General features: G+C 67.5%; 12 protein-coding genes. 5 read left to right on the top strand and 7 right to left on the bottom strand.

The window, feature by feature from the left end:
• Window positions 1-115: 115 nt before the first annotated feature.
• From ACYQ02_RS08065 to ACYQ02_RS08040, 6 genes are all read right to left on the bottom strand, one after another.
• Window positions 116-1,006, bottom strand: a complete 891-nt coding sequence (locus ACYQ02_RS08065; protein WP_460039940.1) for an SDR family oxidoreductase — start codon at window positions 1,004-1,006, stop codon at window positions 116-118.
• Between the two features lie 64 nt (window positions 1,007-1,070).
• The gene (locus tag ACYQ02_RS08060) at window positions 1,071-2,279 is read right to left on the bottom strand and encodes an acyl-CoA dehydrogenase family protein (protein WP_460039939.1); all 1,209 of its coding nucleotides are present in this window, start codon (window positions 2,277-2,279) and stop codon (window positions 1,071-1,073) included.
• Between the two features lie 14 nt (window positions 2,280-2,293).
• Window positions 2,294-2,674: an AtuA-related protein gene (locus ACYQ02_RS08055; protein WP_460039938.1), complete on the bottom strand. Its 381-nt coding sequence runs from the start codon at window positions 2,672-2,674 to the stop codon at window positions 2,294-2,296.
• Between the two features lie 181 nt (window positions 2,675-2,855).
• Complete coding sequence (locus tag ACYQ02_RS08050) at window positions 2,856-4,502, bottom strand: acyclic terpene utilization AtuA family protein (protein ID WP_460039937.1); 1,647 nt, start codon at window positions 4,500-4,502, stop codon at window positions 2,856-2,858.
• A 123-nt stretch (window positions 4,503-4,625) separates the two neighbouring features.
• Window positions 4,626-5,420, bottom strand: a complete 795-nt coding sequence (locus ACYQ02_RS08045; RefSeq protein WP_460039936.1) for an enoyl-CoA hydratase/isomerase family protein — start codon at window positions 5,418-5,420, stop codon at window positions 4,626-4,628.
• 238 nt (window positions 5,421-5,658) lie between these two features.
• Complete coding sequence (locus tag ACYQ02_RS08040) at window positions 5,659-7,461, bottom strand: AMP-binding protein (protein WP_460039935.1); 1,803 nt, start codon at window positions 7,459-7,461, stop codon at window positions 5,659-5,661.
• A gap of 429 nt (window positions 7,462-7,890) precedes the next feature.
• Here ACYQ02_RS08040 and ACYQ02_RS08035 point away from each other — a divergent pair, with 429 nt between their 5' ends.
• Complete coding sequence (locus ACYQ02_RS08035; protein WP_460039934.1) at window positions 7,891-8,256, top strand: hypothetical protein; 366 nt, start codon at window positions 7,891-7,893, stop codon at window positions 8,254-8,256.
• Between the two features lie 879 nt (window positions 8,257-9,135).
• Here ACYQ02_RS08035 and ACYQ02_RS08030 read toward each other — a convergent pair.
• Window positions 9,136-9,699 (bottom strand): DJ-1/PfpI family protein, encoded by a 564-nt coding sequence (locus ACYQ02_RS08030; protein ID WP_460039933.1) that lies wholly within the window; start codon window positions 9,697-9,699, stop codon window positions 9,136-9,138.
• Between the two features lie 493 nt (window positions 9,700-10,192).
• Here ACYQ02_RS08030 and ACYQ02_RS08025 point away from each other — a divergent pair, with 493 nt between their 5' ends.
• From ACYQ02_RS08025 to ACYQ02_RS08010, 4 genes are read left to right on the top strand one after another with little or no spacing between them, the layout of a single operon-like run.
• Complete coding sequence (locus ACYQ02_RS08025; RefSeq protein ID WP_460039932.1) at window positions 10,193-11,029, top strand: DeoR/GlpR family DNA-binding transcription regulator; 837 nt, start codon at window positions 10,193-10,195, stop codon at window positions 11,027-11,029.
• Entirely contained in the window at window positions 11,026-12,060 is a 1,035-nt protein-coding gene (gene pfkB / locus ACYQ02_RS08020) for a 1-phosphofructokinase (protein WP_460039931.1), read from the top strand. The genes ACYQ02_RS08025 and pfkB overlap by 4 nt, the downstream gene beginning before the upstream one ends.
• The gene (locus ACYQ02_RS08015; RefSeq protein ID WP_460039930.1) at window positions 12,057-12,512 is read left to right on the top strand and encodes a PTS sugar transporter subunit IIA; all 456 of its coding nucleotides are present in this window, start codon (window positions 12,057-12,059) and stop codon (window positions 12,510-12,512) included. The genes pfkB and ACYQ02_RS08015 overlap by 4 nt, the downstream gene beginning before the upstream one ends.
• Window positions 12,513-12,565: 53 nt before the next feature.
• A complete protein-coding gene (locus ACYQ02_RS08010; RefSeq protein WP_460039929.1) occupies window positions 12,566-14,044 on the top strand; it encodes a PTS fructose transporter subunit IIC in 1,479 nt (492 codons plus the stop codon).
• Window positions 14,045-14,054: the final 10 nt, after the last annotated feature.

The following is a 14,054-nucleotide window of genomic DNA, read 5'->3' as shown; positions in this document are numbered from 1 at the left end:
GATCATGGGCCGTGAACCCGCCCGCACCACCGCCGCTGCGGTGCCTTCCTCCGCCGGCTGGTGCCCGCCGCGCAGGGATGGAACACCGCTCCAAAGCCCTGAGGGCGTTCGCCCCTCACAAGGCCCCGAAGAGGGTGGCGCCCCCGTCCAGGGTCAAACCCCCGTCGCAGACCAGCGTCTGGCCGCAGAGCCAGCCGGCGTCGTCGGTGCAGAGGAACCGGACGATGCGGGCCACGTCCTCGGGGGTCGCCACCCGCTTGCGGGGCGTGGCCGCCACCAGCCGGGCCTCCACTTCGGCCCAGCGGTCCCCGGCGTAGAAACGGGCGGAGTCGGTGGCCACCGGCCCGGGGCAGACGGCGTTCACGTTGATCCCGTGGGGGGCCAGTTCCACCGCCAGGTAACGGACCAGGGACTCCATGGCGGCCTTGGCCGCCCCCAGGACGCCGTGGCCCGGGATGTAGCGGATGCTGTCGTAGCCTGAAACGGCGACGATCTTGCCGCCCCGCAGACCGGGGCTAGGACGGGCCGTCTCGGGGCCCGCCGCCGGCCAGCTTCCCCCGGCGCGGCTGTCCCTGGCTTGGCCGGCCGGCGTCGGGCCCGCCCTGCGGGCCGTCATCAGCGGCACCGCCGCCTGGACCATCTGCAAGAAGGCCTGGATCGTGATGGCGAAAGTCCGCTCGACGTTGTGGGGACCCACCGCGAGAAGAGGCTTGAAGGCGGTCGCGGCGGCATTGGCCACCAGAAGGTCGAGGACGCCGGCCTCCTCCCGGATCCGGTCCATCATGGCCGCCACGGCCTGCCGGTCCTCCAGGTCAGCCTGCACCGGGATGCCGCGGCCGCCGACGGCGTCGATGGCGGAGGCCACCTGCCGGGCCTCGTCCTCCCGCCGCTTGTAATGGACGAACACGGTCGCCCCTTCGGCGCCCAGGGTGCGGGCCACCGCCGCGCCGATCCCCCGGGAGGCGCCGGTCACCAGGGCCACCTGGCCTGCAAAGGTCATGCCCATCTCCCTCTCCTCCGTCCGCCCTGCGCCCGGCGGCCCCGCCAGGCGGCCGGTTTGCGCCGGGTCCTCAGTAGGACCGGGGCAGGTCCAGCTCGTGCTCGGCGATGAAGTTCAGCACCATCTCGTTGTTGATGGGGGCCGTCCGCAGCAGCCGCGCCGAGGTCCACAGGTGGATAAGCTGGTTCTCCTTGACGAAGCCCTGGCCGCCGAAGGTCTGGATCGCCCGGTCGACCGCCTCGATGGCCGTCTCCGAGGCCAGGTACTTGGCCATGTTGGCCCAGGTGCCGACCCGTTCGGGCGAGACCTGCCGGTCGAAGGCCTGGGCCGCCCGGTAGGTGAGCAGCCGGGCCCCCTCCTGCATGACCCGGATCCGGGCCAGGGGGTGCTGGACGGCCTGGTAAGCGCCGATGGGCCGGTCGCCGAAGACCTTGCGCTGCCGGGCGTATTCGGCTGCCCGCCGTAGCACATGCTCCGTCAGGCCGATGCCCGTGGCCGCGGCCAGGATCCGCTCGGGGTTGAGGGCGAAGAACAGCACCTGCGCCCCCATGTGCTCGGCCCCGATGCGGTGGTCCTCCGGCACCTCCACGTCGTCGAAGACCAGGCGGAACTGGCGGTAGCCCTCGATGCCCGCCGTGTTCATCGGGTAGAGGTGGAGGCCCGGGGCGTGGCGGTCGACCAGGAAGAGCCCCAGGCCGTAGGTGCGGGGCAGGCCCTGTTCCTTCAGGACGGCGTAGGGGATGGTCCGGGCCACCACCAGGATCATGTCGGCCACGTCGGCGCCGGTGATCCACCCCTTCTCGCCCCGCAGGCGGTAGACCCCGCCCTCCTTGCGGGCCTCGGTCTTCATGCGGAAGCTGTTGGTGCCGCTCTCGGGCTCGGTGATGGCGAAGGCCAGCTTGAGGCTGCCGTCGGCAATCCGGGGCAGCCAGCGGCGCTTCTGCTCCTCCGTGCCCCCGCGGAGGATGCAGGTGGTGTCCATGCTGGTCACCACCACCAGGGCGTTGCCGTAGCCGGCGCTGGCCAGTTCCTCCATCACCAGGGTCATGGCCAGCAAGCCGAGCCCGGTGCCGCCGTACTCCTCCGGGATCAGCAGGCCCAGCAGGCCGGCCTCGGCCAGCTGCTCCCACATGGCCTCGGGGAACCGCTGCTCTTCAAAGATCTGGCGGAGGAACTCGGCCCGCTGGGGCTCCAGCCGCTTGATCAGGTCGCGGGTGATCTCCACCACCTGGCGGTACTCGTCGCCCAGGTCGAGGAGGTTCAGTTGGGTCGCCTGCATGATGGCTCCTCCCTTCAGCGAGGGGTTGGGATCGCCGCCCGCGGTGGCCGCATGAAGGGCGTCTCGGCCAGGACCGCGTCGGGCACCTCGACCTCCATGCGCAACATGGCCGCCGCCAGGGACTTGCCCTGGGCGTCGAGCCGCAGCGAGGCCGGACCGCCGCCCCCCAGGGCCTGGCGGATGACGATCTTGATCCCCCGGACCTTGGGCAGCGGGTAGACCTCGGCCGGGCCCCGGGCCAGGCCCCGGAAGTGCTGGAGGACGGCCGCCGGCGTCAGCTGCTCCGCCAGGGCTTGATAGAAGCCGTCGTTGGGGGCAAAGACCGTCAGATCCAGGGTGTCGCCCTTGTCCCCCGAGCGAACCTGGCAGTAGCCCCGCAGGGCAACCCGGGCCATGGGAATCCCTCCTTTTTTGGTCTGCTGTGATTCTGAAGTGCCCACGTTTTCCGGACGGCTGGCGTTGGCTGGGCCCGGCGTCCGCCGGTTGCCCCCGGCCCCCTCCCCCGGTCCCCTGCTTAAGACCCTCCCGAAGACCCTGCTTAAAGCCGTTCCTTAAGCCCTTCCTTAAGGACCTCCCTCAAGACCCGGCCTGCTGCCCCAGCCCGGCCTGGTCCAGCCCTTGGAGGTCGTCGACCCCCAGCACCTCGACCCGCACCGCCTGTTCGACCCAGGCCCGGGGCACCGCGGTGGACCAGATCCCCAGGAGCTGGCGGGAGCGGCTCAGGCCGGCCAGGGCGCCGCCGATGTAGGGCGGCCCGTTGAGGGCCAGGGGCGGGAAGAGCCGGGACAGCCGCTCCGCCTCCTCCCGGCTCTGGGTGCGGATGACGAAGCGCAGGTAGACCTCGTTGGGCTCGTCGGGGATGGGGGCCAGGGGGCCGTGGAGGGCGTTGACGCCCAGGTACTCCACGTGGACCTCCTGGGGGTTGAGGCCGGCCCGCGCCATCTGCCGCCGGATGATCTGCTCCGCCGCCTGGGCCTTCTCCAGGGCGTCGGGCCAGGAGTAGCCGATGATGGCCTGGCCGAGCCAGCCGTCCTCATACCCGGCGGTCACCTTGAGGGTTTCGGGCCGCGGCCGCCCCCGGGTGCCGGTCACCGCCACGCGGTCGGGCCCCACCGGATGGAGCTCGATCTGGGAGAAGTCGGCGACCACGTCGGGGTTAACATAATGCGCCGGATCGTGCACTTCGTAATAGAGCTGCTCCTTCACCGTGTCCGGGGTGACCAGGCCGCCGGTGCCGGCCGGCTTGGTGATCACCAGCCCGCCGTCTTCGTCCACCTCCGCCACGGGGTAGCCGATGCGGTCCATGTCCGGCACCTCCCACCAGCGGCCGCTGAAGTTGCCGCCGGTGGCCTGGGCCGAACACTCGCCGATGTGGCCCGCCACCACGCCGGTGGCCAGCCGGTCCCAGTCGTCCCAGCCCCAGCCGAACTCGTAGACCAGGGGCGCCAGGAACAGCGAGGCGTCGGCGACCCGCCCCGTGATGACCACGTGGGCCCCCGTGGCCAGGGCCCGCACCACGGGTTCGGCCCCCAGGTAGGCGTTGGCGAAGAGCAGCCGGTGACGGACCTCGTCGTAGGATGGGCCGCCGTCCAGGGGCTCCAGGGCGGCCCCCTGTTGCCGGAAGGCGTCGAGGCGGCCCAGGACGTCGTCCCCCGTGACGACGGCGACCTTGAGATCCCGGAGGCCCAGCCGGGCCGCCACCTGCAACACCTCCCGGGCGGCACCGTAGGGGTTGAGCCCGCCGGCGTTGCTAATGAGCCGCACACCCCGGGCCATGGCGACTGGCAGCACCATCTGGCAGAGGAGGCCGATGTCCCGGGTGTAGCCCCTTCGGGGGTCCCGCTGCCGGTCTTTGTGGAGGATGGCCATGGTCAGCTCGGCCAAGTGGTCACAGCACAGATACTTGATATCGCCCGCCCGCACCGCCTCGGCCGCGGCGAAGGGGAGATCGCCGTAGAACCCGAGCCCGGCTCCGATGCGGACAGTCCGCCGGGAAGGCGTAGACGGCGCCCGGTGGGCTGCCGGCTCGGGGCGGGTTGCCGGTTCCATGCGGGCCGCCTGGTTCAGGGAGGCTGCCGGTTGCGAGGGGGCCGCCCGATCCACGGGGGCTGTTGGCTCCAGGCTGGCTATAGGCTCCAGGCGGGCCACCGGCTCCCGAGGGGCTCCCGGTTCCGGGCGCTCTAGAGGGGCTGGCGCCTCCGGGCGGCTGGTTCCGCTGGTCACTGGGGTCACCTCCTGTTGGGCATCGGGCCAGGGTTGGGGGCACCGGGCGGGGGCCCGCAAGCCGTGGGGCGGCGGCCGGTTCGACCAACCGGTCGGTCGAACCGGCCCATGGGAAAGCCCCGCCTAGCGATGGGTCCACTGGGGCGCCCGGCGCTCGAGGAAGGCGGTCGCCCCTTCCTTCAGGTCGGCGCTGAGGAAGGTGCTGACCCGCAGGCTGTTGGCGTGGTCGACGGCCGCCGGCCAGGGCAGTTCCAGGGCCGCTGCATAGGCCCGGAGCCCCACGCTTACCGCCGCCCCGCTGCGCCCCGCCAGCTCCCGGGCCACCGCCTGGGCCCGTTCCACCGCCTGGCCGGCCGGCACCACCTCCGTCACCAGGCCGAGCCGCTGGGCTTCCCGGGCGTCGACCCGCCGGCCCGACAGGCCCAGGGCCAGGGCCTGCCGCGGCCCCATGACCTGCATCATCAGAGGCAGGATCACCAGCGGGAACAGCCCCAGGTTGATCTCGGGGGTGGCGAAGACCGCATCCTCCGCGGCCACCACCCAGTGGCAGAGACAGACGAGCCCCAGGCCCCCGCCCATGGCCGGCCCGTTGACCGCCCCGATCAGGGGCTTGGTCAGCCAGCGGGGTGCCTTGAAGAGCTCGGTGGACCGCTCCCCCTGCTCCAGCACCTCGGGGCCCGTCAGCCGGTCGAGGCCGGCGAATTCCCGGATGTCCCCCCCGGCCGAGAAGGCCGCCCCCGCCCCGGTCAGGACCAGGGCCCGCACCTGGGGATCCTGGCAGCCCCGCCGCAGGGCGGCCACCAGCTCCTGGGCCATAGCGGTGGAGAGCGGGTTCCTCCGCTCGGGGTCGTTGAGGGTGAGGGTGGCGACGGGCCCGTCGACGGTGTACAGGACGAGCCGGGACTCCCTTTCGGGCATGGTGCCCACCTCCTTTGCAACGCGCCCTGTACGTGCGGGGCCCCTGGCCACGCATCCGCGCCGCCCCGCGGATCGCGGAGGGGCGATCGAGGCGATCGCCCCCATCACCGGACCCTGTGCCCGGGAAGGCGGCTGCCCTCAGCCCGTGGCCGGAGGGGGGCTTGCCCCCATCGCCCTGGGCCGGGCGAGGATGGCCCGCGCCCTGGCCGCCGGGGACGGCGGGGCGCCGCCGGCCTGCTTACCCGTGGCCGGCCGGCCCCGCGTACAGCCCCTGGTGCTCCTGGCGCAGGACGTGCTTCTGGATCTTGCCGGTGCCCGTCCGCGGGAAGCCGTCGACGAAGACCACCCGCTTGGGCACCTTGAACCCGGCCAGCCGCTCCCGGCAGTGGGCGATGAGCTCCGCTTCGGCGGCGCGGGCGCCGGGTTTGAGCAGGACGAAGGCGGTCACCGCTTCGCCCCAGCGCTCGTGGGGCAGCCCCACCACCGCGCACTCGGCCACCGCCGGATGGGCCAGGAGGGCCCGTTCCACCTCAATGGAGGCGACGTTCTCGCCGCCGGTCTTGACCATGTCCTTCTTGCGGTCGGTGAACCAGACGACCCCTTCCTCATCCATCCAGCCCACGTCACCGCTGTGGAACCAGCCGTGGCGGAAGGCCTCGGCCGTCGCCTCCGGGTTGTTCCAGTAGGCCGTCATGCACTGGGGACCGCGGTAGACGATCTCCCCCACCTGCCCGCGGGGCAGCAGGTTGCCCTGGTCGTCCATGATGCGGACGTCGGTCATCACCGTGGGGAGGCCCCAGGAAGCCGGCTTGGTGTCCTGGTGGTGGGGGCGCTGGAAGACCGTCGGCGGGGTGAACTCCGTCTGCCCGGACCCCAGGACCACATCGGCGTTGGGGAAGAACCGGCGGATCTCGGCGATCCGCTCGGGCGCCATGGGGGCCATGGCATAGAGGCAGCGGCGGACGCTGCCGAAATCGCGCCGGCCCGCGTCGGGCTGCTGGATGAGCTCCTGCCACATCATCGGCAGCAGGAGCACGTGGGTGACGCGGTACCGCTCGAGGGCGTCCATCACGTCCCGGACGTCGTACTTGCGGAGGAACACGGCCGTCCCGCCCACCAGCAGGGTGGGGATCAGGATGGCGTTGAGGGCCGCACAGTGGAAGATGGGCAGGACCAGCAGGAAGACGTCGTCGGGATCGGCCCGGTTCGTCACCGCCGCCGAGAGGGCCGTGATGGTGACGGCCAGGTGACTGGTGAGGACGCCCTTGGGCATCGACGTGGTCCCGGAGGTGTAGAGGCACTGGACGATGTCCCGGTCGTCGATGAAGACCTCCAGGTCGGCGTCAGGGTCGAAGGCGCCTGGGGTGGGGCGGTGCACGCCATCTGGTCCCGCCCCGGTGAGGTGGTGGGCACCATCAGGTCCCGCCGCCGCAAGGGCTCCCGGTGGCGATGCCGGAGGCAGGGGCCCCGAAGGGGGCGCTGGTGGTCCTTCGAGCAGGCGCTCAAAGTCCAGCAGGCGCTCAAAAGCTTGGAAGCGCCGGCCGGCCACCTCGGTGTCGGTGGCCGGGTCGACCTCGGTGAGGAAGACCCGCTCCACCGCCGGGAGGGCGGCCACGGCCGCCTCCAGGGCGGGCCGGAAGATCCCCTCCGCTACGATCACCCGGACCCCCGCGTCCCGGAGCACGTAGGCGATCTCCTGGGGCTTGAGGCCCAGGTTGACCGGCAGCGCCACCAGCCCCGCCTTGGCACAGGCGAAGTAGGTGACGACGAACTGCCACATGTTGCGGGCCAGGATGGCCACCTTTTCCTGGCGCCCCAGACCCAGGGCCAGGAGGGCCCGGCCCACCCGGTTGGCCCGCCGGTTGAGCTCGGCGTAGGTCAGCAAGACCCCGCCGTGGACGTCGACGACGGCGGTCTTGGTGGGATACCGCTGGGCCGTGCGGGTCAGGATGTCCCCCACGCAGACCCGCTGGATCAGATTGAGGGCCAGGTCGAAGGACGGGGCGTCCCCCTCCCGCACCCGTGACGCCGTCCCCCCCATGGACGGTCACCCCCAGAAGGTGTTGGGGACGGGGATTCGACGGGGTGGGGGGAGGGTCCTTCCGGGCACCATTTCGCCGGGCAACGGACGTTGGGGGTTCGGTTTGGGGGCATGGCTGTTGGGTTTGGGCTGCGTCTTACCTATTGGCTGTCACGCATTCATCGAGCGCTGGCCGGGTCGTTTACCTTGGAAGTAGCCGTTAGGAACGAGGGGAGCGAGGACCTGACTCGACGCCCCGCGGAGAATCTCTGGATCGTGAGCGACGCGACGACGGGCTGGCGGAGCTGATGGAGGCCGACAAGAAGGCCGCGGAGGCGGAGGGGCGGTGAACGCAAGACGGCCTCCCCTGTTCGCCAGTACAATTGAAGCAATCGGAAGCGTTTGTTGGATCCTGGGCCTGGCACAGCCGGGCCGAGGGGGGATGGCCGGATGAAGAAGAAGGTCTTGGCCCTGGTCATGATTGGAACAGTGTTGATCGGGGTGACGGGCTGCCGCTGGGGGCGGTCAGAACCGTCGGCGCTGGAATCTTCGGCCCCCAAGGTGGTCGATAACCCGGAACCTGCCTCGGAACCGGTGCAGGAGGCGGCGGTGAAGCCACTGGAGCTACCCATGTACGAGGTTATTGACCAGGCAGAGATGAAGGTCCCCACGGCGAGGCTAGGGGAAGAACTCCGCATTGGTCCGATTACAGTAACGGCTTGGTTAAAAGGTGCAAGCAACTTCCCTATTGACGAGGTAAAAGAGGCTCTTTTCCAGATTCGCGTTCGCATTCAGAATACGGCAGAATATGGGTGACGGCTATATTGATCTCAATCCCCAGAAGGTACTTTGGATTGCAGATGACGGCAACCTTGTTACTAAGAAAATAGACCCCCAAAATGAATTGGTATGTGATCAGTCGCGTGCCAGAAAACTCGCCGATCCGCCGTTTGTTGATTATCCCGGATCCATATTTCTTGCGTGACTTGGGGTACCCGAATCACTGGTTGCTCAGTCGGCCTGGGCCAAGATTGCACAGGGCATGCAATTGTTGCCGCACCGGATTGAACCTGGGCAGGTTGCAGAAGGCGACATTCTATTCCAGAATGTGGGTAATCCTGAAGTGATTAAGCGGGGTGGGGACGATCCGAATGCAGATTGGTATCTATTTTTCGGGAATTGGATGCGAGGGCAGGCCTGGAGCCGCATTAACCTAGGTACCTTACCCGATTTGTATGACCAGCTGGCGGAAATGATGCACGATGACCCTCCGATGCCGTGGATATCAATAAGGCCAGGAAGCGCGGGAGGACCACCTCCCGGAACACGTGGTGTGCCGAGCTGGGCGCGGCCTGATCCTCCGGTGCCGACGCCAATTCCGGGTGGTGCGTAACGGGTACGGGCTCTGTTATCTGGGCAGGACCTTATATGATGCACTACAGGAATGAGGGAGCCACCCGCCTCCTTACTTCGAGGTGCGAACGAGGTACAATTTCATGGCAGGCAATTACGAGAAGGTTATCGGGAACGTACGGGCGCCCGGTAAGCGACGGTTCGAAGGGAGTCCTCCAGTTTTCCTGCTTCCGCAACCAAGCCAGAAGTACGACGGACCGCACCCGATTCGGGTGCGGTCCGTCATGAGCTGCCGAGGAACTCCCCAATAAGGGATTTTGCCGTGTTGGCCGAGGTCCTGACTCACCGCTTCAGGTACTCGTCCAGCCGCCGCAGGAACTCGCGCATGAAGCCCGGCAGATCCGGCCAAGCGTGGGCGGAAACCAGGTTCCCGTCGACGTGGAGCGGCTCGGTCACGTAGGTGGCGCCCAGCGATTCGACGTCCGGCTGGCAGGCCGTGTAGGCCGTGAGCTGACGCCCCTTGAGGTGGTCCCGGACCCGCGAGAAGATCAGCGCCGCGTGGCAGATGGCGCCCACGGGCTTATTCGCCTCAAAGAAGTGGCCGACGATGCGCGGGATGTGCTCGTTAAGCCGGATGTATTCCGGCGCCCGGCCGCCCGGCAGGATCAGGCCGTCGTACTCCTCCGGCCGGACGTCGGCGAAGGCCAGGTCCGCCTCGAGCTTGTAGCCCTGCTTCTCGGTGAAGGTCTCCCACCCCGGCTCGAAGTCGTGCACGACGGTCCGCAGCGTCTTCTTGGTGGGGGCTGCCACGTGGACCTCGTGGCCAGCTTCCTTCAACCGGTAGAGCGGGTAGTAGACTTCAAGGGCTTCGACGGCATCGCCGGTGAGGATCAGCACCTTGGCCACGATGGATCCTCCTTCCCCTATAACGCCTCCGACATAACGCCTCCGACGCCGGTACCCCGGTCCCGTCGCGTTCGAGACGACACCACCAGGCCACGACGTCGGGGTCCAACCTCAACTCTAGTCCCATCTGGGCGGCACTGTCCAGGCAGGTCCCAAGCCACGTCCCCTCGTCCTAAATCCTCCTGTCCCACACCCCCCGAGGGCGGCAGGAGCAGAACCCGGGGGTAGCAGGAGCGGGCAGCAGAGGCGACCCGGGCAAGGGTTAGCCCGCGTCGGTGGTGATCTGTCCAGCAGCCGCGCGGCACCCGTCTCCCGTCGCTCACGAGGTGATCTCTCGAGACAATTGTCCTTGACCAGGGGCGCCTGGGCCAGACCCTCCTACCTGCTCAAATCGCCACGGCCGGGCATGTTTGGCTATTGAGTATAGCTGTACCGAGCAAATATAATCATAAGTGAGCAAAATCACCTAACCGTTTGGCCAAGAGGGGTCACCGTGTTCGCAGAGCAACGCAGACGTCAGATCATTGCCCTATTGACGTCGGACCGGGCCGTGTCCGTGACGGAACTAGCGGCGCGGTTCGGGGTGTCGGAATCCACCATCCGCCGGGATCTGCGCGAGATGGAAGAGTTAGGTCTCGTCGAACGGACCCATGGAGGCGCCGTCCTACCGGACCTCCGGCGTTACGAACCTGCCTTCCACCAAAAAGAAGCCGAGAGGCGTGCCGAGAAGGACGCTATTGCTCGTATGGCGGCGCAGCTCGTAGAAACCGGTGACACCATCATCCTGGACAGTGGAACGACCACGCTGGCACTCGCACGGTTGTTGCGGAGCTGTACAGATCTGACTGTGGTGACCAACAGCATCGTCATTGCCGGCGAGCTGGCTGCCGCGCCTGGTGTGGAGGTCGTGGTCACGGGTGGGACCGTGAAAGGCAGAACGATGGCTCTGGTCGGTGCCGAGGTGGTCCGCTTCCTGAGCAGGGTTAACGTGGATCGCGTGTTCCTCGGTATTAACGGCATCGATCTTGAGGCCGGCTTGACGACCCCGACCCTGGCGGAGGCAGAGACCAAGCGGGCGATGATGCGGGCCGCCCGCGAGGTCGTCCTACTCGCCGATCACTCGAAGCTCGGTCGCGTGACCTTCGCGCATGTAGCTGACCTAAAAGAGGTAGACCGTTTGATCACTGACTCGGGTGCCCCGCCCCAATTCGTCTCCCAGTTGCGCGAGTCCGGTCTAGAGGTGCATGTCGCACCAGTAGAAGTGCAGGCCGCGGAGGAGGACTTCCGCGCCCGCGGGCGTGGCGGGAATGCGAAGGACGTGAGCGGATGAAACCGCTGGTGGCGACAGTGACCCTCAATCCCGCCCTCGACCGTACGGTGGCAGTCGACCGGCTCACGGTCGGGGGAACGAACCGCGTAGCGTCTGTGCGCGTAGATCCCGGGGGCAAGGGGCTCAATGTGGCGCGGGTGGTGCGCCGGCTCGGCCTCGGTGCGGTCGCCCTTGGTTTCGTTGGCGAGGAGAACAGCCACATCTTCCACCGCGTCCTTGCCAGCGAGGCAGTTGAGGACCGACTGGTCGAGGTTCCGGGCGAAACCCGTACCAATCTGAAGATCGTCGACCGCCACACGGGCACGGAGACCGAGATCAATGACGCTGGCTTCCACGTGCCAGCGAAGTACCTTGAACAACTACTCGCGGGGCTCGACGCGATACTAGAGCGGTGTGGGGCACTGGTGGTGACCGGGAGCCTGCCACCCGGGGTGCCAGCCGAATTCTACGCTCGCCTCATCTCCCGTGCCAACGAAGCCGGTGTCCTGACGGTTCTGGATGCTGCAGGAGAAGCCCTCCTCCGGGGGATTGAGGCCGGCCCTCGTGTCGTCAAGCCGAACAGGGCGGAACTGGAGGAAGTCACTGGAGAACGTCTGCCTGACCTAGAGGCGGTGCATCGTGCCGCGACGGCCTTGCGTACCGCCGGTGCAGGTTGCGTGCTGGCGTCCCTGGGCTCCGAGGGGGCCCTCCTGGTGACTCCGGAGGGCTCATGGTACGGCCGGGCTCAACCAGTGGCGGCCGGGAGCACGACAGGAGCCGGTGACTCCATGGTTGCTGCCACGGTGTACGGCCTACTGTCAGGCCGGGCTCCCCGCGACATCCTGCGCTTGGCGGTGGCTGCTGGGGCCGCCACTGCAGCACTACCCGGCACGCAGCTCTGCACCGCCGACGGGATCGAGGCGATGCAGGCCACCGTCACCGTGTGGGCGTTTCGTGCCCTTACTACCGGCAGAATCGATGGCAGGGTCCCGCCCGGTTCCCCAAGTCGTCGCGATATGGATCCCGCTGTACCAGAGGGTGATACAGAGTGAACTGCGCTCTGAACGACCTACTCGATGAGAGTCTTGTAACCCTAGAGCTAAAAGCCAGCCACCGCGAGGCGGCCATTTGGGAGCTGGCCGGCTTACTGGACCGCGCCGGCAAGCTCGTGGACATAGAGAAGTACGTGGCAGCCGTTATGGCGAGAGAAGCCCTGGGCACCACGGCCGTTGGCATGGGCGTGGCCATTCCCCATGGCAAGAGTGCCGCCGTGCGTACGGCGGCGGTTGCTTTTGGGCGTGCGCCGGCCGGGGTCGATTTCGGGGCGCCCGATGGTGCGCCGGTTGACCTCATCTTCTTGATTGCAGCCCCAGAGGGAGCTCATGACGTTCATCTGCAGGCCCTTGCCAACCTGGCCCGCCGGTTGATGCACGACGAGGTGCGGGCGGCCCTCCGTCAGGCCAGGACTTCTGGGGAGGTGATTAAGGCACTGGTGACGACTTGAACCGCCGATTTGCCGCCAGAGGCGGGTCAACATCAGCGCAGGAGGTGCGCACGATGAGCCGCAAGGTTGTTGCGGTGACGGCGTGTCCGACCGGGATCGCCCACACGTATATGGCGGCGGAAGCGTTGGAGAAGGCAGCGCGGCAGAAGGGTATTCAAATACGCGTTGAGACGCGCGGGTCCGTAGGCGTAGAGAATCCATTGACTCCGGAGGAGATCGCATCGGCCGACGTGGTGATCATTGCCGCCGATGCCAAGGTTGACACAGGTCGGTTTGCGGGTAAGCCCCTGATCGAAACCAGTGTGGGCGAGGCCATCAAAGACGCCGGAGGTCTCCTTGACCGGGCTCTGGCCGCTGCGGTTACCCAGGGCGCGGGCGAGACTGGCACGGAATCTGGAACTGGCGTAAAACTGACAAAGGTGCCCGAAGGGGGTTACCTGGAGCGTGTTGAGGCGGAACGGGCGGCGCGGGCGGCACGGCGTGCGGGTCCGTATAAGCATCTGATGACCGGGGTCTCGTTCATGATCCCCTTCGTCGTAGCCGGTGGCATCCTGATAGCCCTGTCCTTCGTTTTCGGTATTGAGGCTTTCAAACAACCCGGCACGTTGGCGGCAGCCTTGATGGACATCGGTGGGGGTTCTGCCTTCGCCTTGATGATACCGGTCCTTTCGGGTTATATCGCCTACTCCATTGCGGACCGGCCCGGCATTGCACCCGGTATGGTGGGTGGCATGCTGGCCAGTAAACTGGGAGCCGGTTTTCTGGGCGGAATCGTGAGCGGCTTCCTCGCCGGGTATCTGGCCGCGTGGCTAGTTCGGTCGATTCGGCTTCCGAGAACGCTGGAAGGACTCAAACCCGTTCTCATCGTTCCCCTCGTGGCTACCGGTGCCACCGGCCTACTGATGATCTATGTGGTCGGCAGCCCGCTTCAGGCCACCATGAATGGCCTAACGGATTGGTTACAGGGGTTGAGCCGCGGCAATGCCGTTATCCTTGGTTTGATCCTTGGTGCAATGATGGCCTTTGACATGGGAGGACCGGTCAACAAGGCGGCCTACACTTTTGCCACCGGACTCCTTGCCTCGCAGGTGTTCACGCCCATGGCTGCGGTCATGGCGGCGGGCATGACACCGCCGTTGGGTCTAGCACTAGCCACCTGGCTCGCGCCGAAGAAGTTCACTCCGGAGGAACGCGAGGCAGGCAAAGCGGCCGCCGTCCTCGGCATTTCCTTTATCACCGAAGGCGCCATTCCCTTCGCAGCAGCCGATCCCTTGCGGGTCATTCCGTCCATTATGGCAGGCTCGGCAGTTACCGGTGCGCTCTCCATGGCCTTCGGTGCGACCTTGCGCGCGCCGCATGGCGGGATCTTCGTCCTGCCCATCCCGGGCGTTGTTGGGAACCTTGGTCTCTATGCTCTCAGCATCCTCGTGGGGACGGTCATCACGGCTGCGGTAGTCATCGCCCTCAAGCCCCAGATAGCCCAGTCCGAGAACTACGGCCAGTTAGAGCTACCCGCTACCCGAGCGATGTGAATGCACGAAG

Source organism: Thermaerobacter litoralis, assembly GCF_054654595.1.
Note: the sequence above shows the minus strand (reverse complement) of the source record. Positions and strands in the feature narration are given on the sequence as shown.

Coding starts and splice junctions, on each gene's coding strand:
- ACYQ02_RS08065 (WP_460039940.1), bottom strand. CDS start 1,006: ATGGGCATGACCTTTGCAGGCCAGGTGGCCCTGGTGACCGGCGCCTCC.
- ACYQ02_RS08060 (WP_460039939.1), bottom strand. CDS start 2,279: ATGCAGGCGACCCAACTGAACCTCCTCGACCTGGGCGACGAGTACCGC.
- ACYQ02_RS08055 (WP_460039938.1), bottom strand. CDS start 2,674: ATGGCCCGGGTTGCCCTGCGGGGCTACTGCCAGGTTCGCTCGGGGGAC.
- ACYQ02_RS08045 (WP_460039936.1), bottom strand. CDS start 5,420: ATGCCCGAAAGGGAGTCCCGGCTCGTCCTGTACACCGTCGACGGGCCC.
- ACYQ02_RS08040 (WP_460039935.1), bottom strand. CDS start 7,461: ATGGGGGGGACGGCGTCACGGGTGCGGGAGGGGGACGCCCCGTCCTTC.
- ACYQ02_RS08035 (WP_460039934.1), top strand. CDS start 7,891: ATGAAGAAGAAGGTCTTGGCCCTGGTCATGATTGGAACAGTGTTGATC.
- pfkB (WP_460039931.1), top strand. CDS start 11,026: ATGAAACCGCTGGTGGCGACAGTGACCCTCAATCCCGCCCTCGACCGT.
- ACYQ02_RS08010 (WP_460039929.1), top strand. CDS start 12,566: ATGAGCCGCAAGGTTGTTGCGGTGACGGCGTGTCCGACCGGGATCGCC.